Consider the following 26,158-nt stretch of genomic DNA (forward strand, 5'->3'; position numbering starts at 1 on the left):
GCCGGCCTTCCGCAGGCCGCGGCAGCCCACAGAAGATTGTCAGCGTCCGCCACTAGAATGGGGGTTCAACTGTAAATAAGGAGCCTTTGTGGTCGGCCTGACTGTCCTGGACATTGTCCTGATCCTGGCGCTGCTGTCATACCTGATCTACGGCCTCCGCAATGGGTTCCTGGTCACCGTCGGCGGCCTCGTGGGCTTTGCCGCCGGCGCCATCGCCGCGTTCTTTGCCGTCCCCCTGGTCAGCACTTTCGTTGAGGACTCCGGGTGGAGGCTCACCGCCATCATCGCTGCCGCCGTCGTCCTGATGGCGCTGGGGCACGGCCTGGGAACCATGGTGGGGCGCCAGCTTCGCGGAGTGGTGCGGATCCGGCCGCTGCGGGCGGTGGACCGGCTGGTGGGCGGGGCGCTGAACCTTGTGGTCTCCGCCCTGGTGATGTCAATGCTGGCGTTCAGCGTCAGTTCACTCGGCGTGCCCGTTGTGTCCCAACAGTTGGCCGAATCCAAGGTAATCCGCTTCATCGACGGGTTGACGCCCACGCCGGTCAAGGCCACCATGGCGGAGCTGCGGTCCACGGTGATCGGCAATGGCATCCCCACCTTGCTGGAAGGGCTCGACCAGGGCCAGGCAGTCCAGGTGCCGAACACCAGCACGAACACGCCGGCGCTTAACAAGGCTGCCCAGTCCGTCCTGAGGATCGCCGGCACTGCCTATGAGTGCGGTCAGAACCAGACCGGCAGCGGGTTCGTCGTCTCAGAGGACCGCGTGGTCACCAACGCGCATGTGGTGGCCGGCGTGTCGCAGCCGGTGGTGGAAATGCCCGACGGCGGCGCGATGCCCGGCAGGGTGGTCTACTTCGACACGCGTCGCGACCTTGCGGTCCTGGCCGTGGACAACCTGCCCTCGCAGCCGCTGCAGTTGAGCCGCGACCTGCCCGGCGGAAGCCAGGCCGCGTTCGCCGGGTACCCGCACGGCGGCCCGTTCCAGTCCAAGCCGGCCACCGTCCAGGACATTGCCACCGTCCTGGTTCCCGACATCTACGGCAACAATCCCTCCCCGGAGGACATCTACCGCCTTGCCGGTGACGTCCAGCCGGGAAATTCGGGGGGCCCGCTGCTCACCACGGACGGCCAGGTGGCAGGGGTGGTCTTCGCCAAGGCAACCTCGGACGCCGAGGTGGGGTTCGCCATCACCATGGGTGACCTGGACCCGGTAGCCGAGCAGGCGCCGTCGCTGTCCTCGCCGGTTTCCTCGGGGCAATGCATCAAGAAGTAGCCTCTTCCGGCTACAGGACCTCCGCCAGGTAGTCGATGGCGAGCTTGTAGCCCAACACTCCCGCACCCACAATCACTGCCGCGCAGACCGGGGAAAGGTAGGAGTGGTGCCGGAATTCCTCCCGCTGGTGCACGTTGGTGATGTGGACCTCGACGGCGGGAAGCTGCACGGCTGCCAGGGCGTCACGAAGTGCCACGGAGGTGTGCGTGAAGGCGCCCGCGTTCAGGACGATTCCCACGGCGGTGCCGCGTGCTGCGTGGATGGCGTCCAGCAGGACGCCTTCATGGTTGGACTGGACGCACTCCACGGCGAATCCGTGGTCCTTCCCGGTGGCCGCAGCCAGCTGTTCGACGTCGGCAAGGGTGGAGGTGCCGTACTTTTCGGGCTCCCGCGTACCCAGCAGGTTCAGGTTGGGGCCATTGATGACCAGGATGGTGCCGCGGCCGGCTTCGACAGTGGAGGAGGCTTCAGTCATGCCTGCAAATCTATCGGTTGGCGCAGCCCGCCGCGCATTCTTACGTCCGGATGCGCGGCGGGCGGGCCAATGGCTGTTTAGAGGGCCGTCGCCTTCAGCAGCAGTGCATGCTCGGGGTTCAGCACCGGCATCGGCAGCCCTACCTCCGCCAGGAAACGGCCGTTGGCAACGGCTCCGCCGGCAAGCCACGCCGGCGGTTGCGCCTGCGTGAAGGTGTGCGCGTAGTCGGCGTCCTCCTGGACGGGGGCGAGGACCTCAACCCGGTAATTCCGCTCCGGCGCCAGGCCGGGGAGGCCCATGCGTCCGGGCTGCTCCGCGGCAGAGGTGCGCGTGCCCACAACGGCGAACAGGGCCGCCGTCGTGCTGTCCGCGATGGACCCGTCCGCCACCACGCCGTGCAGCAGGAAGGCATCATCGGCGACGTCCGCGTGGACCCGGCGGCCGCTGTGGATCAGGTCCCGGTGTTCCTTGTACAGGCCCACGACGCGCCGAAGTTCGTCGCGCTCCTTGCCCTGGACGCTCCGGACGTCCCACTCCATGCCAAAGTGGCCGAACAGGGCGGTGATGGCCCGGAAGGACAGGTCGTGCGTGCGGGCGGTGGTGTGCGACGTGGTGGGACCGATGTGGCTGCCCACCAGCTCGGGCGGGACCACCGCGCCGGTCCAGCGCTGGATGGCCTGCCGTTCCAGCGCGTCGTTGCAGTCCGAGGCCCAGATCCGGTCCGTCCGCTCCAGGATGCCCAGGTCCACGCGCGCGCCGCCGGAGGAGCAGCTTTCAATCTCGACGCCGGGGTGTGCCTTGCGGAGCTCGTCGAACAACCGGTACGCGGCGAGGGTCTGCGCGTGGACGGAAGGGGCGCCGGCGTGGCCGTGTTCCACGAGGTCGCGGTTCTGGTCCCACTTCAGGTAGCTGATGTTGCTTCCGGACAGGAGCGCGTCGATCCGGTCGTAGATGTACTGCCATGCGTCGGGGTTCACCAGGTCGATGACGTGCTGGTTGCGCCATTCCAGGGGCAGCCGGCCGCCGTCCTTGTGTGCCTTTGCCGACGGGCCCACGATCCAGTCAGGGTGGGCACGGGCGATGTCCGAGTCAAGGTTGACCATCTCCGGTTCCACCCACAGCCCGAACTCCATGCCGCGGGAGGTGACAGCGTCGATGAGGGGGGCCAGGCCGTCGGGCCACAGGGTTTCGTCCACGTACCAGTCGCCCAAACCTGCGTGGTCGTCCCGGCGGCCGCGGAACCAGCCGTCGTCGAGCACGAAGCGCTCCACGCCAAGGTCGGCGGCCGATTCCGCCAGTTCGGTCAGGATGTCCAGGTTGTGGTTGAAGTAGACGGCCTCCCAGACGTTGAGGACGACGGGCCGCGGCTTGCCTGCGGGCAGGCCGGTGGACGCGGCGGGCAGGACGTGGTGGGGCCGGGAGCGGAACCAGCTGTAGAACGCCTCGGTAATGCCGTCCAGGCCGCGGTCGGAGTAGGCGGCGAACAACGCGGGGGTGGTGTAGTGGGCGCCAGGGTCCAGGATCACTTCGGCGGGGCCCAGCAGCTCGGAACCGCCGATCATGGTCCGGCCGTCGCCGATGGTGTCGGCGAACTGTTCATGGTTGCCGCTCCAGGCCAGGTGGGTGGCCCACACCCTGCCGCGCCGGTTGCCGAAGCCCTTGGTGCCGGCGGCGAACAGCAGGGAGGAATCGTGGCCGGTGCGGCCGTGCCGGCCGGTGCGAACCCATGTCCCCTGCTGGATGGGGCGGCGCTGGGGGTGCCGCTCGCGGCACCAGCGCCCGGTCAGGTCAAGGAGTTCGACGGCGTCCGGTGCCACGGGCAGGACGGTCGCCAGCTCGTCCACCTGGAAAGGCGTGGTTCCCTCATTGGTGATGGTGTGGCGCAGTTCCAGCAGGCCGCCCGCATGAAGCGCCAGGGACGTTGCGACGCTCAGGCCCGTGTCGCCGTCGGCCTGCACGATGGTGGCGCAGGATCCTTCGGTGCTGACGGAGGTGACGCGGAGGCGGGAGGAGAAGTCAAGGCCGGCGCCGCTGTCCGTGATCCTGTGGCCACGCAGGGCCGGGCGCCCGCGCCAGGCCGAGGAAGCCTGGGGGAGGAGGCCCGCGGGAACGCGGACGTCGATCGACGAGGGCGGCACCGCAGCCGTGAGGATGGCCAGGTCCGGCAGGTCTGCGCCCAGCTCGGCGCCCCAGTGGATGACTTCGGCCTCTCCGCTGTCGAAGCTGATCACCAGGCTGGTGCCGGCGGAACGGAGGTGCAAGGGATCCATAGGGAAGTCTCTTTCAGTGTTCAGGGATTGCGTCGTCACGAACGCGCAAAAGGAAAATCACGGGAAGGGGAGGCCGGGTGCCGCCGCCGCGAGGAGGGGACGGCGGCACCCGGCCGGGTGGCTGCGACCACATACGCAGCCACGTGCGGGGGTTACTTGAAGAGGGCGTTGACCTGGTCGTTGGCGGCCGTGAGGGAGCTCGCCTTGGATTTGCCTGAGACCACGGAGTCCATGGCCGGCTTCATGATGCCGTCAACCTTCGCGGCGTTGTCAGCGATCGGGTAGAGGAACGTGGTGCCGTCCTTGACCTGCTGGCTGAAGGGGGTGACGTCCACGCCCTTGGCCTTGAAGGCTTCCACGGCCTTGTCTGCGGAGGTCTTGATGGCGGGGAAGACGACGGCCTTGGAAGCCACCACGTCCTGGCAGGCGGCGGAGCCGAGGTATTCGACCCACTTGATGGCGGCCTCGGGCTTCTTGGTGCCGGCGTAGATGGAGTCCGCCAGGCCGTTGTACATGCTGGCGCGCTTGCCGTTGACACCCACCGGGGTGGGGGCGATGCCCACCTTGACGTCCTTGTAGCCGGTGTACTGGCCGATCATCCAGGAGCCGTTGGCGTTGATGACGGACTTGCCGGCGGCGAAGGTATCGGCCATGCTGGCGCCCACCGTGGTTTCGAGCTTGGGCATGTAGCCCTTCTCCACCAGCCCGGCGAACCAGTCGATGCTTTCCTGGAACTTGGGGTCGTCGTAGTTGAAGTGCTTGCCCCACGGGTTCTTGTCCGTGTGCGTCCAGCCGGTGGTGCCGGTCAGGTAGCTCCATTCGGTCTGGCCCTGGCCGGAACCGGACCCATTGAGGCCGAGCCCGTAGACGGCAACGTTGTTCTTGTCGAAGCCGGGCTCATCGCCGCGCTTGCCGTTCTTGTCCACAGTCAGGTGGGCGATGGTCTTTTCGTATGAACCGCCGTCCTGGGGATTCCACGTCAGGTTGGCCATCTGCTCCTGGGTGACGCCGGCGTCCGCGGCAAGTTTGGTGTTGTAGAACAGCGCGATGGTGTCCCAGTCCTTGGGAAGTCCGTAGCGCTTGCCGTCCTGGCCCACCCAGAGGTCCGCCAGGCCGGAGTTGTAGATCCCGGTGTCGATGTTGTCCTTCTTGACCGCGTCATCCAGGGCGAGCAGCTGCTTGTTCTTGATGAATTCCGGGTACTTGCCCAGGTGGTCGGTGAAGACGTCCGGGGCGGTGCCTGCCACGAAACCGTTGGTCAGGGTGCCCCAATAATCGTCCCAGCCGCGCTGGGTGACCTTGACGGTGATGTCCGGGTTGGCCTTATGGAAGTCGTCGGCGCACTGTTTGTAGGCCGGGAGCTGGTTGGCGTCCCAGAGCCAGTAATTGATTTCGCCCTTGCCGGCTTCGGCGGAGCCACCGCTTCCGCAGGCAGAGAGTGCCAGGACGGCGGCCGCGGCTGCAGCGAGGGAACCGAGTGCTTTCTTCTTGTTCATGGGGGTCCTTTCAGGGTGTGCTTCAGGGCACGCCGCCATGGCGCGCGCCGGGAGGGGGGAATTACGAGGGGAGGGGTCCTACTTGATGCCGGAGAAGCCGATGGAGTTGACGATCTTCTTTCCAAAGGCGGCGAACAGGATCAGGACCGGCAGGGCCGAGACCAAGGTTGCGGCCATGAGCCCGGACCAGTCCGGTGCACCTTGGGGCGACTGGGACTTGAAGACGCCCAGGCCGACGGTGAGGACGCGGACGGATTCGTCTTGGCCCACCAGTAGAGGCCAGAAGTATTCATTCCACTGGCCGATGAAGGTGAGCAGCGCCAGGGTGGCGAGCGGGGCTGCGGCGTTGGGCAGGATGATCTGGAAGAAGATCCTCAGGTGCTTGGCGCCGTCGAGCATTGCTGCTTCTTCAACTTCGCGGGACATGTTCAGGAAGAACTGGCGGAGGAAGAAGATGGCGAAGGGGGTCATGAAGATATAGGGCAGCACCAGGCCAACCATCGTGTTCAGCAGGCCCAGGTTCTTGATCAGGAGGAAGTTGGGCAGCGCGGTGAAGATCGGCGGCACCATCATGGTGGCCAGGAAGAGGCTAAAAACGGCGTTCCGTCCCCGCCAGCGAAGCCGGGCGAAAGCGTACGCCGCCATGGCGCTGAAGAACACGGCCCCGGTGGTGGTGATGGAGGCAAAGAGCACGGAGTTTCGGAGGTAGCTCCAGAAGTCGATTTGCGCGCCGGATCCGCCCTGGGCCACTGCGTCTTCGGGGGACTGCAGGCCGAAGACGCGCTGGAATGCGCCCAGGCTGAATTCTGCGGGGAGCAGGTTGGTGGCGTTGCCGGCCAAGGCCCCGTTGGTGGACAGTGCCGTCCGGAGGATCCAGTAGAACGGGAGGACCGAGACGGCCACAGCGATGGCCACAAGGAACCAGGCGGCGGTGCGGCGCCAGTTGAACGGACGACGGCGGGTGGCGGGCCGGGCGGGTGCGGAGACTTTTGCGGTGGTCATTGAAGTGTCCTTAATCCAGGTCTGATTCGTTGCCCTTGAGGAACTTCATCTGGATGAAGGCCACCAGGGCGAGGATGACGAAGAGGATGACCGCCAGGGCGGAGCCGTAGCCGAAGTCCGATTCCGTGAAGGCCTTTTGGTAGATGTAGAACTGCAGCACCCGGCTGGCATTGACGGGTCCGCCCAGGGTGGTGACGGCAACGGTGTCGAACACCTGGAAGGAACCGATGACGGTGACAATCAGGACCAACGCGAGCACCGGCCGCAGCAGCGGCATGGTGATCTTGCGGAATGTTTGCCAGGGCGAGGCGCCGTCCAGGTTGGCCACCTCGTAGACGTGGCTGGGAATGGCCTGCAGGCCGGCGAACAACAGCAGGGCGGTGTAGCCCATGTGCCGCCAGGTGTTGATGAGGGCCTGGGTGGGGATGGCCCATTCCTCGCTGCCGAAGAATGCCACCTTGGGCAGGCCGATGGCATCGATGAAGTAGTTGACGATGCCGATCTGGTAGTCCAGGAGCCAGAACCAGAGGAGGGCGGCGATCACGTTCGCCATCAGGTACGGCAGCAGGAGCGCGCCGCGGATCACGGTTGATTTGGCTACCCGGTGCATCAGCAGTGCAAGACCCAGCGCGAGCGTGGTCTGGAGGAGGATGTTGATCAGGACGTACTGCCCGGTGACTGCCAGCGCATTCCAGAACAGGGGGTCCTTGGCGATGGCCTCGTAGTTGGCGCTGCCGATCCAGGTCGGGTCGCCGAGGATGCTGTATTCGGTGAAGCTGAGGTAGATGCCCCGCAGGGTGGGCACCAGGTAGAAAACGATAAATCCGATCATCGCCGGGGCTATGAAGAACAATGCGATCTTCAGGTCGCTCTGTCCCCGGCGCTTCAGCGGCCGGTGCGCTGCGTGCACTGCCGGGCTGGCGTTCCTGGTAAGGGTGGTCATCGTCGACCCTTTCCTGAGTGTGATGGAAGTAACAGGCTGGAAAGAAATCTACACGAGTAGATATTGGACGGCAAGGGCTTATTTCAATGTTTCAAAACCAGGGCAATTACGCCAGTGACTGGATATTGACTCGAGTAGATGCGGGTGAAACACTCGGAGAAACTTCAATCGGAAGGCAAACAATGACGTTCTCCATCGGCATCGTGGGCGCGGGCCAGTTCGGCAGCCAGTTCGCACACCTGTTCAGCCTGCATCCCGGCGTCAGTGCGGTCTATGTTGTGGACGAGCTGCCGGAGCGGGCTGAATCCGTGGTCCGAAGGCTGGAGCTAGCCGGCGTCGTGTCCGACTTTGACGCCCTCCTGGCCTCCGACGTCGATGCCGTGGCGATCTTCACCCAGCGCTGGACGCACGGACCCTTGGTGGAGCGTGCGCTCCGCGCCGGCAAGCACGTCTACTCAGCCGTGCCCATGGCTGTTGCCGAAGAGGAGATCGCCCGCATCATCCAGGCCGTCCGGGACACGGGCAAGGTGTACATGATGGGCGAGACCAGCTACTACAACCCCGCCACCGTTTACGCCCGCGAACAGCAGGCGGCCGGCAGGTTTGGCCGGGTCTTCTACTCCGAAGGCGACTACGTCCACGACATGGACCTCGGCTTTTATGACGCCTACCAGTACAGCGGCGGCGAGCGGTGGAAGGAGACGGCAAGCTACCCGCCAATGCTCTACCCCACCCATGCGATCGGCGGGGTACTGGGGGCCATCCCGGCGCACGCCGTCAGCGTCAGTTGCGTGGGCGTCAAGGACCAGCGGAACGACGGGGTGTTCGACAAGGACATCAGCATGTTCGGCAATGACTTCTCCAACGCCACGGCGCTCTTCGAACTGAACGACGGCGGCGTGATGCGCACCAACGAAATGCGTCGCGTCGGTTATCCGTCACACATCCGCGAATCCAGGTTCCGGTTCTTCGGCACCGAGGCCAGCTTTGAGCAGCTCGCCAAGGTCACCGTGTGGCAGGACAAACAGGACGTCCACGACATCTCCGAGCAGATGGAAACCCGGCCAAGCATTCCGCTGGACGATCCGTCGCTGGCCAACGTCGCCCCGGAACTCCGGGACGCCTTCGTATCGGGACTCGCCCCGGTCCATGATGCCGAGCGGCTGCCCGCCGAGTTCCGCGGCGCCCCCAACGGCCATGAGGGAAGCCACCATTTCCTGGTGGACGACTTCGTCACCGCGGTGAACAACCGGACTCTGCCGCCTGTGAATGCATGGGTTGCCGCCCGCTTCACCCTTCCCGGGATTGTGGCTCACGAATCAGCCCGGCAAAATGGCGCCCGGCTCCCCATCCGCGACTTCGGCGATGCTCCGGCCGACTCGTAGCTAGCATGGAGACCATGACATCACCGGCAGTAAAGGCTCCCCGTGGCGGCCCTGTGACGCGCAAGGACGTGGCGCGCTATGCCGGCGTCAGCACCGCCGTCGTCAGCTATGTGGTCAATGGCGGCCCCAAGAAGGTGGCACCCGCCACCGAAGCTAAAGTCCAGGATGCCATCCGCGTGCTCGGCTACCGGCCCAACGCGGCGGCCCGGGCACTCAAGCTGGGGTCAAGCGAGACCCTGGGGCTCATCATCCCGGACAACACCAACCCGTTCTTCTCCCTGCTCGCCCACGCTGTCGAGGATGCCGCCGCGGATCTGGGGTACGCCCTGGTCCTCAGCAACTCGGACGGGAACCTGGCCAAGGAGAGGCGCAACATCCGCAATCTTGCCGCGCGCCAGGTGGATGGAGTGCTGCTGGCCAGCGTCCTCTTTGAACCCGACCTTGAAGCACTGGAGACTGCGGACATCCCTGCCGTACTGCTGAACCAGGAGCGGGCTGCCCCAGGTTTCAACAGCATCGGCGTTGACCTGGCTGCCGGAGCCCGGATTGCTGTCCAGCACCTCATCAGCCACGGGCACACGAACATTGGACTGGCTATGGGCACCAACGTTTCGGGCAGCATGGACGGTCGTGAGGTGGGCTGGCGACAGGCCCTGCAGGAAGCCGGGCTGCCCGAAGGACCTGTCGTCTACAGCGGCTTCACCTGGCCCGGCGGCTATTCCGCAGGCCAGCGGCTGGTGGCCTCGGTCAACCGGCCAACGGCCATCTTTTCCACGTCGGACACCCAGGCAGTGGGTCTGCTCCGGGCCGTCCACGAGGCAGGGTTGGCAATTCCGGGGGACATCGCCGTGGTGTCCTTCGACGGATCGATTGAGGCCGAATACTCCTGGCCGCCCCTGACCACGGTGGAGCAGCCCGTGGCTGCGATGGCCGAAGCCGCGGTGAATGCCCTGGTGGAAGCCCGGCGCGGAGGAAAACCGAAACACGCGATCTTCCCCACCCAGCTCCACGTCCGGCAGTCCTGCGGCTGCCCATAAGACAGTAAGACCGGCAACATGCGGCGCGGATCAGCGTAGCCGTGCTATACGGGGACCACGCGCAGCTTCGAGCGTTCGCCCAGGACGCGCCGGGCTTCGGCGCTGAGGCCTTCATCGCTAATGACCTCGTCCACGTCATCAAATGCGGCGATGGAGCTGATACCCAACAGGCCCCACTTGGTATGGTCAGCCAGAACCACCGTGCGGCGGGCGGCTGCCACGAAAGCGCGGTCGGTTTCGGCTTCGAGCAGGTTTGGCGTGGTGAACCCGGCCTGGGCGTCCATGCCGTGAACGCCCAGGAAAAGGACATCCAGGTGCAGCTGCTTGAGGGCTGCCGTAGCGATGGGCCCGACCAGGGCGTCCGACGGCGTGCGCTCGCCGCCGATCAGGATCACGGTGGACCCGCCGGGGTGGAAGAGATCCGCAATCCGCATCGAGTTGGTAACCACGGTAATGCGGGGACCGTCGGCCAGCTCCCGGGCCAGGGCCCACGTAGTGGTGCCGGCGCCTAATCCAACCGCCATGCCCTCGTGGACCAAGCCTGCCGCCTCCACGGCAATGGCCCGTTTCTCCGCGGTCAACTGCGTGGACTTCAGCTCGAAACCCGGTTCATGCGTGCTGGCGTCCCCGGGCAGTTTCGCGCCGCCGTGGATGCGCTCCAGCTTCCCGCCCTCTTCGAGCTGCTCAATGTCCCGCCGCACGGTCATCAGGGACACGCCCAGCTGTGCGGCCAGGTCCGAAATCCGGACCACCCGCTCCCGCTGGACAGCGTCCACGATGGCCTGGTGTCGGGCGGCTGCAAGCATGTGAACGGGTTCCTTTACCGGGGATACGGGTTTGCTCCAGCATACGGCGACGGCGCCGCCCGGGGAGGGCGGCGCCGTCGTCAGTCTGATGCCACTATTTCCGGAGTGACGCGGCGATCTGCTGCATGATGGTCGGGTCGGACAGGGTGGTGGCATCGCCCGGGTCGCGGCCTTCGGCGACGTCCTTGAGGAGGCGGCGCATGATCTTGCCGGAACGGGTCTTGGGCAGTTCCGGTACCACCAGGATGTTCTTCGGCTTGGCGATGGGGCCGATTTCCTTGCCCACGTGGTTCCGGAGTTCCTGGACGGTGGCGTCGCCGTTGTTCGCGGCGTCGCCACGGAGGATCACGAACGCGACGACGGCCTGGCCGGTGGTTTCGTCGGTTGCACCCACGACGGCGGCCTCCGCCACGGCGGGGTGGCTCACCAGGGCGGACTCGATCTCGGTGGTGGAGAGCCGGTGCCCGGAAACGTTCATGACGTCATCCACCCGGCCCAGCAGCCAGATATCGCCGTCTTCGTCCCGCTTGGCACCGTCGCCGGCGAAGTACATGTTCTCGAAACGGGACCAGTAGGTTTCCTTGAAGCGCTCCGGATCACCCCAGATCCCGCGCAGCATGGAGGGCCAGGGCTCGCGGATCACCAGGAAACCGCCGTGCCCGTTCGGGACGGACTCGCCCATCTCGTCGACGACGTCCACGGCGATACCGGGCAGCGGCACCTGGGCCGAACCGGGCTTGGTGGCCGTCACGCCGGGCAGCGGGGCAATCATCTGGGCACCGGTTTCGGTCTGCCACCAGGTGTCAACGATGGGTGCCTTGTCGCCGCCGATGACCTTGCGGTACCACATCCAGGCTTCGGGGTTGATCGGTTCGCCCACCGAGCCGAGCACGCGGAGCGAAGAGAGGTCGTACTTCGCGGGGATCTCCGAGCCCCACTTCATGAAGGTACGAATGGCCGTAGGGGCGGTGTAGAGGATGGAGACCTTGTACTTTTCCACGATCTCCCACCAACGGCCCTGATGGGGGGAGTCCGGGGTGCCCTCGTACATGACCTGAGTGGCGCCGTTGATGAGCGGCGCGTAGGCGACGTACGAGTGCCCGGTGACCCAGCCGACGTCGGCCGTGCACCAGTAGACGTCCGTCTCAGGGTGCAGGTCGAAGACTGCCTTGTGGGTGTAGGCCGCCTGGGTGAGGTAGCCGCCGGTGGTGTGCAGGATGCCCTTGGGCTTCCCGGTGGTCCCGGAGGTGTAGAGGATGTAAAGCGGGTGCTCGGAGTCGTGGCCCACCGCAGCGTGCTCGGCGGAGGCGGAGTCCACCGTGTCAGCCCACCAGTGGTCCCTGCCCTCGGCCCAGTCCACATCCTGGCCGTTGCGCTTGACCACCACCACGTTCTGTACCGTGTGGCCGTCGTGGGCCAGGGCATCGTCGACGGCGGCCTTGAGCGGACTGGGCTTGCCCCGCCGGTAGGTGCCGTCGGCGGTGACGACGAGCTTGGCCTCGGCGTCATCGATCCGCGAACGCAGTGCTTCGGCGGAGAAACCGCCGAACACCACCGAATGCACCGCCCCGATCCGGGCGCAGGCCAGCAAGGTGATCACGGCCTCCGGGATCATGGGCAGGTACACGGCCACGCGGTCTCCCTTGGCCACGCCCAGGGATTCGAACGCGTTGGCCGCCTTCTTCACTTCCTCGGTGAGTTGCGCGTACGTGTAGGTCCGCGTGTCGCCGGGTTCGCCCTCGAAGTAAATGGCCACACGGTCCCCGTTGCCGGCCTCGACATGCCGGTCCAGGGCGTTGTAGGCGGCGTTGAGTTCCCCGCCCACAAACCACTTGGCGAAAGGCGGATTGGACCAGTCCAGCGCCTGGGTGAAGTCCTTGTTCCAGGTCAGGAGTTCCCGGGCCTTCTTGGCCCAGAATGCCGGCCGGTCGGCATCCGCTTCCCCGTACTCGGCGGCGGTGACAACGGCGTCGGCCGCGAATTCCGGGGAGGGCGGGAAAGCCCGGGTTTCATGCAGCAGGTTCGCGAAGGCATCGCCCTGATGGCCGTGGCCGGCCGGCTGGGCGGAAGCGGACGGAACGGTGGCCGTGGAGCTTGGGGTGTCCTGGGACATGTGAACCTCATCATTCATCGATCGTCGCCGCGCGGAACGCCACCTCCGCCGGGCCCTCCGTTCGCACGGCACTGGGCGCCAGCCGGGCGGACATACCGCAAAGAGCTGTTCCGCAAACTAGCCTAATGCTTGCCACGCACCCCCTGTGCTCCCCGTCACAAAGACGACCGCGAGCGGCATTTTTTAAGCGGTGAATGGCGTCTTCGTTACTTGCAGTTGTCCCCTCCGGGCCCCCTCCAGCTAGTGATCATCCAGGCTGTTGACTAGGCTGAGATGGAATTGTGACTTCACTTTGGGCCGCCCCGCCCATGCATAAACAGTGCCAGGCCGGGGCAGGACCGCATGTCAAGACGGCACAGTTTTTCGGGTCCGGACCGGGCCCGGTGCCGCCACGCTAAGGAGAGCAGAATGAACCAGCAGAGCTTCGGCCAGCGAACGGCCCCGGACGCCGGGACAGGTCCCGGAGGCTCCGGATCCGCCGCCGGGGGACCAGGGCACCCGACCCCCGCCGGTAACGCGGCAACGGGACAGGCTGCAGGACCAAAGGCTGCCTCCGGGAAGATCGACCCCCACGCCCACCAGGCGGTTCTGGGCCCGTTTACAGTGCGGGACCTGGCTGTCTTCGCCGGCACGCTGATCCTGTTCGTCGCGTCCCTGCTGCCCCTCTTCGGCACCCGCTACAACCTGTGGAACCTGAACAATTTGTTCTTCCTGGGACTGGGCATCATCCTGCCGTTGATCGCCAGTGCGCTGTTCGCCGCGCGCAGGCTCGCCCCCGCGACGAAAATCCGGGTGGGTTCGCTCTCAATTGACCAATTCGCCTCCGTGGTGGCCTCCTTCGCCGTGGCTTTCTTCTTCCTGTCCATTGCGGGCGGCTACGTGACCAGCCTGCTGGTCGGCCTGATCGGCTCGCTGGTGCTGTTCGCCGCAACAGTCCTGGGCCGCTTCCTGCCATATCTGTCAGGCGACTTCAAGGACCGGCCAGAGGCGCCGGCGCACGTGGTGGCACGGGAAGCGGCGGTCCCGACGCGCAGGGCACCCAAGGCGCCCAAGCCGGAGCCGGGTCCCAGCCAGTCAAAGGGCGGCGGCATCAAGGGTGCCGGCGTCTTCGGAGGCGCCGGTTCCGGGTCCTCCGCGGTCCAGCCCGGATCTGCCAGCCCAAGCCCTGAACCTGTCCGCTTGGCACATGCGCCCGCCACCGCGGCCGTTCCGGTGGCTGCCGCCGGGACATCAAACGCGGGAACTGCCGGAGCTGCAGGAGCCGGTGCCGCGGCTGCCGTTTCCGGTGCCCACGGGCCTGCCGGGTCCGCACCGACCGCACCCGCCCCCGAAACATCCGAACAGACCCCCGAAGTGGAGGCCGGGCCGCCCACCCAGGCAGCCGACGTCGTCCGCCCTGCCCCCGATGTGGAGGCCGGGCCGCCCACCCAGGCAGCCGACGTCGTCCGCCCCGCCCCCGATGTGGAGGCCGGCGAGACACGGCACGGGGACATCCCGGCGACCAATGCTCCGCAGGCCGCATGGGAGCCGCCCGCGGCCACCGCGGTACACCAGCAGGTCCGTGCCGAACAGCCCATCGGGGCAACGGTGGACCCGGCAAGCCGCCACGATGAAACAGACGGGCAGCCGGTCCACGAGGCTTTTTGGTTTGCCGTGGCCCAGCACCGCACTGCCTTCGACCCCCGCACCGGTGCGCCCGCGTTCGTGATCGAGCCCGGCGGCTGGGTGCTGGCGCTCGAGGACCGCGGCCACGAGTTCCTGGTCCAGCACACTGACGGACGGCTGGGCGTCCTGCGCGACCTCAGCAACATCGAGCGCGGCTGACGCCGGTGGCCGGGGACCGCACCAAGACCGGCCAGGCCACGGGGATGCCCGTGGTCTCGTCCGAATCAGTCCTCGCCCTGAAGCGGAGGGCGCGGCGCATCCACCGGGCCCTGGCCGAGAAATACCCGTACGCCCACGCGGAACTGGACTTTCGGAACCCGTTCGAACTGCTCGTGGCCACTGTACTGTCCGCCCAAACCACCGACGTCACGGTCAACCAGGTCACCAAGGTGCTGTTCGCGCGCTGGCCTGACGCACGGGCACTGGCAGAGGCGGACCCCACGGAACTTGAGGCCATCCTCAAGCCCACGGGGTTCTTCCGTGCCAAGGCGAAGAACGTCCAGGCACTGTGCACGCGGCTGGTGGACGAGTTCGACGGCGAAGTACCCGGCCGGATGGAGGAACTGGTCACGCTGCCCGGTGTAGGGCGCAAAACGGCCAACGTGGTGCTTGCCAACGCTTTCGGCGTCCCGGGCATCTCGGTGGACACCCACTTTGCCCGGCTGGCCAAGCGGTTTGGCTGGACGCAGTCGGAGGATCCCGTGCAGATCGAACAGGACGTGGCGGAGCTGTTCGAACGGAGGGATTGGACCATGCTGTCCCACCGGGTGATTTTCCATGGCCGCCGCGTCTGCCATGCCCGGAAACCCGCCTGCGGAGCCTGTCCCGTGGCCACCTGGTGCCCCAGTTACGGGCTGGGCGAAACCGACCCCATCAAGGCAGCCAAGCTCCTTAAGTACGAACTGGCCCCCGGCAGCGAGGAGCTGCTGGAGCAGTACCTGGCAGAGCAGCACCGCGCCGCGGAAATCCGGATGGCGTCCCAAAAGAGGACCCCGTGAGCGCACGCGAAGACCTCGCCGAGCTGGTGCGGCGCGCCGAAACCGGAACGGCCGGGCCCCCGGATCCGCGCTGGGCGGCGCTGACGGTTGACGCGGCACGGGCCCGCAGGGCTGCCATCCTGATGCTCTTCGGCGTCCTTGACGACGTCCCCGCCGCGTCCGGTAAGCCGCTCGCCCCGGCGGACCTCGACGTCCTGCTCCTGGAACGCGCCCACACCCTGGGCTCCCACCCGGGCCAGGTGGCATTTCCCGGCGGCGGTATCGACACGGGCGAAACTCCGGTAGCGGCTGCCCTGCGGGAAGCCGAAGAGGAAACAGGGCTTGATGCCGGCGGGGTTGAAGTTCTCGGAACGCTCCAGGAACTGGGCCTGGCGCACAGCAACTTCCTGGTGACGCCCGTCCTCGGCTGGTGGCAGGCCCCCTCACCGGTCCGGGTGGTGGATTACGGCGAATCCGCACAGGTGTTCCGCGTACCGGTCCGGGACCTGCTGGACCCGGACAACCGGGTGATGGCCACCGTCCACCGCGCAGGCCGCACCTTCGACAGTCCCGCGTTCACCGTCAACGGCGTGGTGGTGTGGGGTTTCACCGGCATCGTGCTGAGCGGCCTCTTCGACCAGTTGGGCTGGTCGGTTCCCTGGGACCGGAACCGGCTCCACCCCATGGGGGTCTAGGTTTCGACCTACTGGCGCAGGTCCACCACGATGGCAGTGGCGGCGTTTTCGCGCATGGCCTTGATGCCGTCCCGGAGCATGGGCAGGGACCTGAAGGTTGGCGAAACGGCAACCGTGTTGCCCTCGGCGTCGGTGAGCCGCAGCCGGTACGACTCGTCGCCTGTGCGGTGTATTTCAAATCTTCCCGCCATGGACGGGGACCTCCCTGTTATGCGTCGTTGCATCAGCGTGTGGACCGGTCTGTTTCAGTCACCGCTTTTGACTGTAACCTCCGCCACCCTACCCGTCGAACTACTGCCGGGTAGGTTACCTTGCATCTCGATGGCGGGTATTGACGCCCTCCGAGGCAGCTACTTGGCGAGGTCGTAGGAGTCGACGACGGCGAGGCTTACCGGGAACTCGACCGGGACCGGACCGAACAGCAATTCCTTGGCGGCCTTGGCCGAATCCTCGATCGCCGCGATGCAGGCGCCAACCCCGTCCGCGGGTGCATGCACCATCACCTCATCGTGCAGGAAGAAGACCAACTCGGCCCCGACAGGGCTGCCGCCACCGGCGGCTCCCGGCCTTCGCAGGGTACGCAGCCGGCGTCGTAATTCCGCAAGCCAGCACGCCGCCCAGTCCGCTGCGGAGCCCTGGACCACGAAATTCCGGGTGAAGCGCCCGCGGGACCGGGCGATGGACTCAGCCCGCCGTTGTTCCTCCGCCGAGGTGGAGCGCTGGCTCAGGAACCACCGCTCCGAAGGCGGCGGGCTGCTGCGGCCCAGCCGGGTGGTCACCGTCCCGCCGGACTCACCCGCCCGCGCCGCCTGCTCCACAAAGTCGACGGCGCGTGGATAGGTGCGCGCCAGCTGCGGCATTAGACGCCCCGCCTCGCCGGAGGTGGCCCCGTACATGGCGCCCAGCAGGGCCATTTTTGCCTTGGCACGGTCCCCGCCGAAGCCCTTCGCGGCGATACCGGCATACAAGTCCTGGTCCCGGGCTGCCTCTGCCATGGAGGAATCCTGCGCCAGGGCCACCAGGACACGCGGTTCCAGCTGCGAGGCATCGGCAACGATCAGCTTGTAACCCGGGTCTGCGTGCACCGCACCACGGACCTGCCTGGGAATCTGCAGGGCGCCGCCCCCGCGGGATGCCCAGCGACCCGAGACAACTCCTCCCACCACATATTCGGGACGGAACCGTCCGCCGTCCACCCAGGCGTCCAGCCAGGACCAGCCGTTGGCCGTGTGGAGCCTGGAGAGCTTCTTGTATTCCAGCAACGGCTCGATGACGGGGTGGCTGGACTCCCGGAGCTCCCATTTCCGGGTGCTCTTGACCTCGATGCCGTTGCGGTGCAGAGCCCGCATCAGGTCCTGCGGCGAATCCGGGTTGAGTCCTGGTGAGCTGAGCAGGGCGCGCAGCTCCGCAGCCAACGCCTCCAGCCGTTGCGGACGCTGGCCGGCGGGCGGGCGGGGTCCCAGGTGGTCCACCAGGATCTGTTCGTGCAGGTCCTCCCGCCACGGGACGCCGGCGTGCTGCATCTCCGCGGCCACCATGGCGGCTGCGGACTCCGCCGCGAGCAGCAACTGCAGGCGGTTCCTGCGGTTCTCCGCTGTCCCCACGGCGGCCAGGGCGCCCTGCTGGGCAGCGAACTCGGCGCGGAGTTCATCCAGTGCCCACCCCGGCGCCGGCCCGGCAGCTGGTTCGTCGAACAGCGCGCCCTGGTCGGCAGGGGGACGCGGGGGCAGCAGGGCCCTTGGTGGAAGCAAGGGATCCTCCACCGGGACCCTGTCGGTGTTCCTGGCGTAGTCGGTGTGGGCGCTGAATTGCGAAAAGGCCAGGATGTTGCCGCACAGCGTGATGTCGTAACAGCGCTCCACCTCCACGCCTGCGGCGAGCAGCGCGGGGTACCAGTCCTGCGTCCGGTGCCAGATCCAGCGGGGCGGCTGGCCGCCCGGGCGCCGCGCTTCGAATTCGCTGACGACGCCGGCAAGCTCGCCGGGTGCCACCACCCGCGGTTCGGGGTTGGCCTGCTGGGGGTGGCCGGCTTGTGTCAGTTCCTGCAGTGCCGCGCCGCGGGCGTGGGCGGCAAGCAGGAGGTACATGCTCCCATTGTGCCCTGCCGGGAGCGGTGGCTTGGTTGTCCACATAGGGGAGCTGCCCCCTTAACTGGCTTTGGCTGCCGCGGCAGAGTGGCTGCATGAGCAGGCACCAGCTGAATGCACCGCACCCCGGGCCGGACCAGGCCACGGATTCTTTCCGGCGCCCACCAGGCCGGGGAGCACCAGCCCGTGCTTTGTCGCAGGACAACCCGGCGTCCGGCGCCCCTTGGCTGCCGGACAGTTCCCGTCCGGATGGATCAGCGCCGGACGGTGCGGGGGAGGTGCTGTTGGTTACCTCCTCCGCCGTCCTCCGCTCCGAAGTGGAACGCATCGTAGCGGCCGCCGGCTCCCGATTGCGCGCTGTTCCGGACGCGGTGGAGGGCGGACGCTACTGGGACGCTGCCTCAGCCGTCCTGGTGGGAAGCGACGTGCGGGAACTCCCACCACGGCGGCGGACGCCCGCAGTCCTGGTGGGCCTTGACGGCGAGGGGGACAGCCTCTGGCACCTCGCCGCCGCCCTGGGTGCCGAACGGGTTGCCGTGCTGCCCGATGCCGCTGCCTGGCTGGCGGACCACCTCAGCCGGTCGCGCTCACCGGGCCCCGGTGGCCTGGTCCTCGGCATCACGGGTGGCTGCGGCGGGGCCGGCGCCACCACTGCCGCAATTTGGATAGCCCAGGCCGCGGCTGGGCTGGGGGTGCGCGTACTGCTGGTTGACGGCGACCCTTGGGGCGGGGGCCTTGAACTGGCGCTCGCCGCCGAGGAAACCCCCGGACTGCGCTGGCCGGACCTCGCTGAGGCCAGGGGCAGCATCGACCCCCTCCAATTGGCTGATTCCCTGCCCGTCGCAGGAGGCTTCTCCTTCCTGTCCTGGCCCGCAACCCGGGAACAGCCGTCCCCCGTCGCTGCTGCGGCCTCTGCCGGGGTGCTTGACGCTGCCCGCCGGGGCTATGAGCTGGTGGTCGTGGATGTGGGCAGGGGTGCGGAGCCACTCCGGACTGTGGCCTGGGACTGCGACCGGATCATGGTGGTGGTGCCCGCGCAGCTGAAGGCAGCGGTGGCGGCGGTGCGGCTGCTCCAGGAAATCCCGCCGGTGGAAGCAGCCCTGCTGGTGCGTGGCCGGACCGGCGCGGCGCTGGACAGTTCCCTGATCGCTGATGCCGTCGGCCTGCCGGTGCAGGGCCGGATGCCGGAGCTCCGGGCTGTCCCCGGCGCCATGGAGTCGGGCCGGCTGCTGGAATTCGGGAAGCGGCGGGCAATCCGGCATTTCGGCGCCACGGTGCTCGACTGGCTTGGCGAGGACCTGCAGGCGGGGGATGTCGCATGAGCGCGACCGGTGCCCCATCGAGTCCTGCCCCGGAGACTGCCAGCCCGGCTGGTCCCACAGGCCTGGGCGCACGGCGCAGCGCCCGGATCCTGGAGGCGAGCCAGGCCGTCCGCCCGGAGCGCGGAAGGGATGGTGCCGGACGTGGCCGCATCGATTCAGGGCTGCTGGAATCTGTCCGCGAAACGATGATGGCCGAGGCAGGGGCAGTAACACCCTCCCGCGTTGCCGCGGCTGTCCAGGCCACCGGAAAACTGCTGGGCACTGCCGGGGCGCTTGCTGCAGTGGAAAGGATCAGCGCGGAGCTCAACGGCCTTGGCCCGCTGCAGGAACTCACGCGGGACCCCGCCGTGACAGACATCTTCGTCAACGCCCCCGATTCCGTGTGGGTGGACCGCGGCGCCGGCATCGAACGCGTCCCGGTCGCGTTCGATGGCGAGTCCCAGCTGCGCGCGCTTGCCTGCCGGCTGGTGGCTGCTGGCGGCCGCCGTTTGGATGATGGTTCACCGTGTGTCGATGTCAGGCTTGCCGGCGGCTACCGTGTCCACGCCGTGTTGCCGCCGGTTTCCACGTCCGGGACGCTGCTGAGCGTCCGGATCCGCAGGGAGCGGGTCTTCGCCATGGGGGAGCTGCGGACGGGCGGCATGTTCACCCAGCGGGTGCAGGACGTGCTGGAACGGATTCTGGAGAGGCGGTTGAGCTTCCTGGTCAGTGGGGCCACCGGTTCCGGGAAAACCACGCTGCTCTCCACCCTGCTGGGCCTGTGTTCCCCGGACGAGCGGCTGGTCCTGATCGAGGACGCGGCGGAACTCAACCCGGTCCACCCGCACGTGGTGGCCCTCGAATCACGCCATGGAAACCTTGAAGGCGGTGGCGCCGTTGACCTGGGCGAACTGGTCCGCCAGGCACTGCGCATGCGCCCGGACAGGCTGGTGGTGGGGGAGTGCCGGGGCGCCGAGGTCCGGGAGCTCCTGACCGCAATGAACACCGGGCACAGCGGCGGCGGCGGAACCATCCACGCGAACACGGCCGCCGCGGTCCCCGCCCGTCTCAACGCGCTGGGCGCACTCGCCGGGCTCGCTCCGGAAGCGGTCCGCCTCCAGGCTGCCAGCGCCCTTGACGTCGTTATCCACGTTGGCAGGACGCCGAGGGGCAGGGAAATCCAGTGCATCGGACTCATCGCCGATGGACCGCAGGGACTGGCCGTGCTGCCGGCAGTGGGAGAATCGGGCACCCCCGGTCCAGCCTGGCCGGCGCTCGCTGCCCGGCTGGGAATGGACGCCGGGAGTGCCCTGTGACGCTCCTCCTCATCATGCTCCTGTCCTGCGCTGCGCTGGTGCTCCTCAAGCCTCCCCTGGACGCCGCCTCCAGGCTGCGCGCGGCAACCGGCAACAGGGCCACTGTGTCCGGGCCCGGGAAGGGGCGGGCGTTGCCGTGGCACAGGGCTGCAGGCGGCCGCCCGCCGCAGGCACGGAGCCCAGGCCTGACCCTCATAGTGCAGCAGTTGGCGGCGCTGCTGCGGGGCGGGCGGACGCCCGCACGCCTGTGGGATGAGCTGTGGACGGTGTATGGCACGGGTAACGTTGCCAGCCGGCGCCCGGGGGCCGCACCCCTGCCCGGTGCGGTGCCGTCCGGGTCGGTCATGACGGGGGGTTCTGCTGCCGTCCTGGCTTCCGCGAGGGCCGCTGCCGCCACGGGGGCACCCGTTTCGGAAACCATTCGCCGGGCGGTATCCACGGCACTCCCTCCCCGGGACAGGGAAGCAAGGACCTGGCTGGAGCTTGCCGCTTGCTTTGACATCGCCGAGGCCAGCGGTTGTCCACTCGCCGACGTACTGACCCGGTTCGCGGCCCAGCTGGAAGCGGAAGATGATGCAGACGCGGCCCGGCAAACGGCTATCGCCGGTCCCAAGGCAACGGTCCGGCTCCTGACCTGGCTTCCTTTGATGGGCCTTGGACTCGGTGCCGCCCTGGGCGTGGATCCGCTGGCCACCCTGCTGGGGACACCCCTCGGACAGGCCGCGCTGTTTGGCGGGGTTGTCCTCACCGCTGCGGGAAGGGCCTGGTCCGCCAGGCTGGTTTCTGCCGCTGCCGGGGCAGGGATGCCGTGAGTATGGGTTGGGCCCCGGGACTGGCCTTGTTCCTCCTGCTGGCGGCCGGGGCCTGGCTTGCCTGTTCCAGCCATGCCGTGCCGCTCCGGCGGCTGCACCGGCTGTTTCCTGCTGCTGCCAGGACCCAGCAGGCAATGGGTACAAAGAAGGCGTCGGCCCATGAGGACAGCGGGCTGAAGGACACCGCCATGATGCTCGAACTTGTGGCCGCGATGCTGGACGCGGGCGCCGGAATTGGCCGGTCCCTCGACCTGGTGGCCGCCGCGGCAGCACCCCAGTACCGGGACTCGCTGCGGCCGGTGGTTTCGGCGCTCGCCATCGGCGCCGACTGGCACACGGCCTGGCGCAGCTCCGCCGTCCGGCTCCCCGAAATCCTGGAGCTGAGGGACGCCCTCGGCTTCGCTGCACTGACAGGTGCGCCGTCCTCGGCGATTCTGTATGCCCAGGCCGCCAGGCTTCGCCGGGAACGCTTCCGGGAGGCCGAAAAGCGGGCTGCTTCACTCGGTGTGAAGCTGGTGATACCCCTGGGCCTTTGCTCGCTGCCGGCCTTCATCTGCCTTGGCGTCGTTCCGGTTCTGCTGGCCCTGGTGCCGTCCGGGTCCTAGCCGTCCCCTGGCGGCTGCACGTCCCCTCCTCCACAGCGGCGGAAGGGCACGGCTTATCCACTTAGCCCACCCCCTCACTTACCGGCAACTGCTGCGCCGGGAAGAGTCAGGAGCGCCGGAACACTGCCGGCATCATCGGAAAGGAAACCAGATGTCCATCAACTACTACCGCCGCAACTACTCCGCCGGAACATCCGCTGTGGCCGCTTCCCGGCGCTTTTCATCGGGACGGACCGGCAGCCGTGGCCGCGCCTCCGGGACGCCCTACCCCTACGCCGCCGCATTCCCGGCGGACGCATCCGTTCCCGGCGTATTCGATCCGCAGGTCAGGGGAACGGGGTTGCCCTCACCAGCAGCGACGTTGGCACGGCCCGGCACCGTGGTGGAGCTCTATCCCGGGGCCGGAGCCGGAGCTGCCGCCCCCAGGGTCCGCCGCAGCGTTCGGCTGTTGGGCTCCGAAGCCGGCATGGCCACGGCCGAATACGCCATCGCTACGCTGGCCGCCGTGGGATTCGCAGGGCTGTTGGTGTTCATCCTCCGGAGCGACGAAGTGCGTGGTTTCCTCCTAAACCTCATCCGCACCGCCTTGGCGCTGCCATGACACGTTCCGCCGGAGTGCTGACGCCACGGAAGCCACCTGGAGTGGTGGCCTCCACGGCCGCCCGCATCAACGGGGACCCGGAACCGGTGGACAGGACGGTGAACGCCCGGGGCACAGTAACAGCCGAGTTCGCAGTGGCGTTGCCTGCCGTGCTTGGACTGCTGGCCATGCTGCTCGCCGGGGCAGCCGCGGGCATGACACAGCTTCGGATCGAAGAGGGAGCCCGGGCCGGCGCCAGGGCCCTGGCCCGGGGCGAGGATCCCGCAACGGTGCAACGGACGGTCAGGACGCTCGCCGGAGCTTCGGCATCCGCGTCAGTCTCCGCCGACGCCGGGTGGTTCAATGTCACTGTTACCGACCAGGTCCCGGGCCCCCTCGGTTCTTCGATTCCGTGGACCCTCACCGCCCGGGCTTCCACGCGCAGCGAGATTGCAGGGACCGGCGGTTCCGGCGCCGGCGAAAGCCCGAGCGACGCCGGGGGCTTCAGGTGATGCAAACCATTGCGGATGGCCGTGAACGCGGCTCAGGAACGGTCCTTGCGGCGGGGCTGGCCCTGGTGGTCATCACGGCCATGGCTGTCATGCTGCTGCTTGCCCAGGCTGCGGTGCTCGCCGGGAGGGCCGCAACGGCAGCGGACCTCGCAGCCCTCGCCGGGGCGGATGCCCTCCGCGGCATCACCACGGGGGACCCCTGCACGGTCGCCGCCGACGTGGCTGCCCGCCATGATGCGACGGTGCTGAGCTGCTCCGAGGGTTCGGGACAGACTGTTGAAGTGCTGGCTGAGCTCGGCGAACGGCCGCTGCTGGGTGCCGCGACCGGACGGGCACGGGCAGGTCCTCCGCCCTAGGGGAGACAGTTCCCCGGGCCGGTGTCAGCTCCGGGCTTCCAGATCCACCGGAGCCGGTTCGGTAGCGTCCTTGAGCAGCACGCCCAGCAAGGTGACCGCCGCCGCCTTGTCCAACGGGTTGTTCTTGTTGCCGCATTTAGGGGACTGGACACAGGATGGGCAACCTGCTTCGCATTCGCAGGCCTTGATGGCATCGCGGGTCGCCGCCAGCCAGACCATGGCTTTGTCGAATCCCCGTTCGGCAAAGCCGGCTCCGCCAGGGTGCCCGTCATAGACGAATATGGTGGGCACCCCGGTGTCGGCATGCAAGGCAGTGGACACCCCGCCGATGTCCCACCGGTCGCTGGACGCCACCAGCGGCAGGAGTCCTATGGCGGCGTGCTCTGCGGCATGCAGGGCGCCCGGGAACTGCGCTTCGATGAGGCCGGCCCCGGTCAACGAACGGTTGTCCACCACGAACCACACCGCCTTCGTAAAGAGGTCGCGGGCACCCAATTCCAGCGGCTCCTCGCCCAGGACTTCATTGGAGATCAGGGCCTTGCGCTGGAAGGAGACAACCTGGGTGGTCACCTTCACATCGCCGAAGTGAACGGTGACGTCGCCCCACTGCATGGTCCGCAGGGTCTCCAGGACCTCGATCTGGGTTACGTCCCGGGCGGTGGTGTAGTAGTCCGGGTTGGCCCGGCGGACCATGACGCAGTGGTCGTCCTCGTTCAGGTCCTCCACCACGTAGGTGTCGCCCTGGTGGACGTACACGGCACCGGTGTGGGCCTGGTAGTGGGTCTGCGGCGAGTCCATGGTGCCCAGCAGGGAACCGGTCTCGGCATCGACGATGCTCACGGGGCCGCCGCCGTCCGCCCGGAGGTTGACCATCGCCGCCGCACTCTGCGAGTGGGTCCAGAACCAGCCCGCAGGCCGCCGCCGGAGGTAGCCCTGGGCTACCAGCCGGTCCAGGAGCATTTCAGCGGTAGGCCCAAAGAGGTCCAGCTCGGCCGGCCCCAGCGGAAGCTCAGCCGCCGCCGCGCACAGGTGCGGTCCCAGAACGTAGGGGTTGGAGGGGTCAAAGACGGTTGCCTCCACGGACACGTCGAAGATGGCCTCGGGATGGTTGACCAGGAAAGTGTCCAGCGGGTCATCGCTGGCCACAAATGCCGCAATGGCATCCTGGCCTGCCCTCCCGGCCCTGCCGATCTGCTGGAACAGCGACGCCCGCGTACCGGGCCAGCCGGCCACCAGGACGGCGTCCAGGCCCGAGATGTCGATCCCGAGTTCCAACGCAGACGTGCTGGAAACACCCAGCAACTGGCCCGAACGCAGGGATTTCTCCACTGCCCGGCGTTCCTCCGGCAGGTACCCCGACCGGTAGGCGGCGACCCGTTGCGGCAGGCTCGGATCCACCTCGTCAAGGAGGCGCTTGGTGATGGCTGAGATGGTCTCCGCGCCGCGGCGGGACTTGATGAAGGCGATGGTGCGGACCCGGGCGGACACCAGGTTGGCCAGCAGGTCAGCCGTTTCGGCCACGGCCGTCCGCCGCTCCTTGGCGCCGTTCTCGCCCCTGACATCGGTCAGCGCCGGTTCCCACAACGCCACGGTGGTGGCCCCGTGCGGCGAGCAGTCGCGGGACACCGCCTTGACGGGCGCCCCGATGAGGCGGGAGAAGGACACGTGGGGCTCGGACGCAGTGGCGGAGGCAGCGATGAACACGGGCTCGGGGAACGCCGTTCCGGCACCGTAGTAGGCGCAGATCCGGCGGAGGCGGCGCATCAGGTTGGCTACGTGTGACCCGAACACGCCCCGGTAGCTGTGCGCTTCGTCCACGATGACGTAGCGAAGCCGGCGGAAGAAACCCGCCCACCACGCGTGGTTGGGGAGGATGCCAAAGTGCAGCATGTCGGGGTTGGCAAGGATGAAGTTGGCGTGGTCCCTGATCCACCGGCGGGCGGAGGGGTCGGTGTCGCCGTCGTAGGTTTCCGCCCTGACCGTGGGCAGCTTCAGGGCGCGGATGGCATTGAGCTGATCCGCCGCCAGCGCCTTGGTGGGGGAGAGGTAAAGGGTGACGGCGCCGTCGTCGTGGATCTTGCCCGGGTCCGCGAGCACGCGGAGCTCGGACCGGTGGATCGCATCCAGCGCCGGCAGCTGGTACGCCAGCGACTTTCCGGACGCAGTGCCGGTAGCCACCACAACGTGCTGGCCCGAATGCGCTGCATCGGCCGCATCGACCTGGTGCTGGTACGGCTCGCGGATGCCCAGCGTCCCGTACGCGGCAGCAATGTCCGGATGAACCCATGCAGGCCACGGCGCGTGGACTGCCTCCCGCGCCGGTATGGTGCGCACATGACGGAGCTGTTCCGGGTCCGGGCCGCGGCCCAGCAAGGGAATCAGGGAGTCATGGGGGTTCACCCCACCATTCTTCCACCCGTAACTGTGCCGCCCGCCCGCGGTTCGCCAACGG

At 67.7% G+C, this 26,158-nt stretch carries 23 protein-coding genes; 13 read left to right on the top strand and 10 right to left on the bottom strand.

Annotated elements, in window-relative coordinates:
• The first annotated feature begins 88 nt into the window (after positions 1–88).
• Complete coding sequence (locus tag NIBR502771_RS08480; protein ID WP_141159368.1) at positions 89–1,273, top strand: MarP family serine protease; 1,185 nt, start codon at positions 89–91, stop codon at positions 1,271–1,273.
• 10 nt (positions 1,274–1,283) lie between these two features.
• Here NIBR502771_RS08480 and aroQ read toward each other — a convergent pair whose 3' ends face one another.
• The 5 genes from aroQ to NIBR502771_RS08505 form a co-directional block, all read right to left on the bottom strand.
• Complete coding sequence (gene aroQ, locus NIBR502771_RS08485) at positions 1,284–1,748, bottom strand: type II 3-dehydroquinate dehydratase (RefSeq protein ID WP_141159369.1); 465 nt, start codon at positions 1,746–1,748, stop codon at positions 1,284–1,286.
• 77 nt (positions 1,749–1,825) lie between these two features.
• Positions 1,826–4,018, bottom strand: a complete 2,193-nt coding sequence (locus NIBR502771_RS08490; protein WP_141159370.1) for an alpha-galactosidase — start codon at positions 4,016–4,018, stop codon at positions 1,826–1,828.
• A 152-nt stretch (positions 4,019–4,170) separates the two neighbouring features.
• Entirely contained in the window at positions 4,171–5,514 is a 1,344-nt protein-coding gene (locus tag NIBR502771_RS08495) for a sugar ABC transporter substrate-binding protein (protein WP_141159371.1), read from the bottom strand.
• A 78-nt stretch (positions 5,515–5,592) separates the two neighbouring features.
• A complete protein-coding gene (locus NIBR502771_RS08500) occupies positions 5,593–6,516 on the bottom strand; it encodes a carbohydrate ABC transporter permease (RefSeq protein ID WP_141159372.1) in 924 nt (307 codons plus the stop codon).
• Between the two features lie 10 nt (positions 6,517–6,526).
• Complete coding sequence (locus NIBR502771_RS08505; RefSeq protein ID WP_141159373.1) at positions 6,527–7,459, bottom strand: carbohydrate ABC transporter permease; 933 nt, start codon at positions 7,457–7,459, stop codon at positions 6,527–6,529.
• A 182-nt stretch (positions 7,460–7,641) separates the two neighbouring features.
• On the opposite strand from NIBR502771_RS08505, the gene NIBR502771_RS08510 reads away from it, so the two are divergent.
• Entirely contained in the window at positions 7,642–8,844 is a 1,203-nt protein-coding gene (locus NIBR502771_RS08510; protein ID WP_141159374.1) for a Gfo/Idh/MocA family protein, read from the top strand.
• Between the two features lie 14 nt (positions 8,845–8,858).
• Positions 8,859–9,881, top strand: a complete 1,023-nt coding sequence (locus tag NIBR502771_RS08515; protein ID WP_141159375.1) for a LacI family DNA-binding transcriptional regulator — start codon at positions 8,859–8,861, stop codon at positions 9,879–9,881.
• Between the two features lie 44 nt (positions 9,882–9,925).
• Here NIBR502771_RS08515 and NIBR502771_RS08520 read toward each other — a convergent pair whose 3' ends face one another.
• Both NIBR502771_RS08520 and acs read right to left on the bottom strand, forming a co-directional pair.
• Entirely contained in the window at positions 9,926–10,687 is a 762-nt protein-coding gene (locus tag NIBR502771_RS08520; RefSeq protein WP_141159376.1) for a DeoR/GlpR family DNA-binding transcription regulator, read from the bottom strand.
• A gap of 94 nt (positions 10,688–10,781) precedes the next feature.
• Positions 10,782–12,800: an acetate--CoA ligase gene (gene acs / locus NIBR502771_RS08525; protein WP_141159377.1), complete on the bottom strand. Its 2,019-nt coding sequence runs from the start codon at positions 12,798–12,800 to the stop codon at positions 10,782–10,784.
• Between the two features lie 408 nt (positions 12,801–13,208).
• Between acs and NIBR502771_RS08530 the strand changes: the two genes are divergently transcribed.
• The 3 genes from NIBR502771_RS08530 to NIBR502771_RS08540 are packed head-to-tail and all read left to right on the top strand — an operon-like array spanning position 13,209 to position 16,137.
• Positions 13,209–14,624, top strand: coding sequence for a hypothetical protein (locus NIBR502771_RS08530; RefSeq protein ID WP_141159378.1), 1,416 nt, complete (start codon positions 13,209–13,211; stop codon positions 14,622–14,624).
• A gap of 44 nt (positions 14,625–14,668) precedes the next feature.
• Positions 14,669–15,463 carry an endonuclease III gene (gene nth, locus NIBR502771_RS08535; protein ID WP_141161469.1) on the top strand — a complete coding sequence of 265 codons (795 nt, stop codon included), beginning with the start codon at positions 14,669–14,671 and terminating at the stop codon, positions 15,461–15,463.
• Complete coding sequence (locus NIBR502771_RS08540) at positions 15,460–16,137, top strand: CoA pyrophosphatase (RefSeq protein WP_141159379.1); 678 nt, start codon at positions 15,460–15,462, stop codon at positions 16,135–16,137. The genes nth and NIBR502771_RS08540 overlap by 4 nt, the downstream gene beginning before the upstream one ends.
• Positions 16,138–16,145: 8 nt before the next feature.
• Here NIBR502771_RS08540 and NIBR502771_RS08545 read toward each other — a convergent pair whose 3' ends face one another.
• A complete protein-coding gene (locus tag NIBR502771_RS08545; protein ID WP_141159380.1) occupies positions 16,146–16,328 on the bottom strand; it encodes a DUF1508 domain-containing protein in 183 nt (60 codons plus the stop codon).
• A gap of 159 nt (positions 16,329–16,487) precedes the next feature.
• Entirely contained in the window at positions 16,488–18,224 is a 1,737-nt protein-coding gene (locus NIBR502771_RS08550; RefSeq protein ID WP_141159381.1) for a bifunctional 3'-5' exonuclease/DNA polymerase, read from the bottom strand.
• Between the two features lie 281 nt (positions 18,225–18,505).
• Between NIBR502771_RS08550 and ssd the strand changes: the two genes are divergently transcribed.
• The 7 genes from ssd (at position 18,506) to NIBR502771_RS08585 (ending at position 23,706) form a co-directional block, all read left to right on the top strand.
• Positions 18,506–19,546, top strand: coding sequence for a septum site-determining protein Ssd (ssd, locus tag NIBR502771_RS08555; RefSeq protein WP_141161470.1), 1,041 nt, complete (start codon positions 18,506–18,508; stop codon positions 19,544–19,546).
• Positions 19,543–20,841: a TadA family conjugal transfer-associated ATPase gene (locus tag NIBR502771_RS08560; RefSeq protein ID WP_141159382.1), complete on the top strand. Its 1,299-nt coding sequence runs from the start codon at positions 19,543–19,545 to the stop codon at positions 20,839–20,841. The genes ssd and NIBR502771_RS08560 overlap by 4 nt, the downstream gene beginning before the upstream one ends.
• Positions 20,838–21,653, top strand: a complete 816-nt coding sequence (locus NIBR502771_RS08565; protein WP_141159383.1) for a type II secretion system F family protein — start codon at positions 20,838–20,840, stop codon at positions 21,651–21,653. The genes NIBR502771_RS08560 and NIBR502771_RS08565 overlap by 4 nt, the downstream gene beginning before the upstream one ends.
• Positions 21,654–21,655: 2 nt before the next feature.
• The gene (locus NIBR502771_RS08570; protein WP_141161471.1) at positions 21,656–22,258 is read left to right on the top strand and encodes a type II secretion system F family protein; all 603 of its coding nucleotides are present in this window, start codon (positions 21,656–21,658) and stop codon (positions 22,256–22,258) included.
• Positions 22,259–22,409: 151 nt separating this feature from the next.
• Positions 22,410–22,859, top strand: a complete 450-nt coding sequence (locus NIBR502771_RS08575; RefSeq protein ID WP_141159384.1) for a DUF4244 domain-containing protein — start codon at positions 22,410–22,412, stop codon at positions 22,857–22,859.
• Positions 22,856–23,350 carry a TadE family type IV pilus minor pilin gene (locus tag NIBR502771_RS08580; protein WP_246839840.1) on the top strand — a complete coding sequence of 165 codons (495 nt, stop codon included), beginning with the start codon at positions 22,856–22,858 and terminating at the stop codon, positions 23,348–23,350. Before NIBR502771_RS08575 ends, NIBR502771_RS08580 begins: the two co-directional genes overlap by 4 nt.
• Positions 23,350–23,706 carry an Rv3654c family TadE-like protein gene (locus NIBR502771_RS08585; protein ID WP_141159385.1) on the top strand — a complete coding sequence of 119 codons (357 nt, stop codon included), beginning with the start codon at positions 23,350–23,352 and terminating at the stop codon, positions 23,704–23,706. The genes NIBR502771_RS08580 and NIBR502771_RS08585 overlap by 1 nt, the downstream gene beginning before the upstream one ends.
• A 24-nt stretch (positions 23,707–23,730) precedes the next feature.
• Here the strand turns inward: NIBR502771_RS08585 and NIBR502771_RS08590 are convergent, their stop codons facing one another.
• Positions 23,731–26,106, bottom strand: a complete 2,376-nt coding sequence (locus NIBR502771_RS08590; RefSeq protein WP_141159386.1) for a DEAD/DEAH box helicase — start codon at positions 26,104–26,106, stop codon at positions 23,731–23,733.
• Positions 26,107–26,158 lie beyond the last annotated feature (52 nt).

The sequence above is a fragment of the Pseudarthrobacter sp. NIBRBAC000502771 genome, from assembly GCF_006517215.1.
Taxonomy (GTDB): Bacteria; Actinomycetota; Actinomycetes; order Actinomycetales; family Micrococcaceae; genus Arthrobacter; species Arthrobacter niigatensis.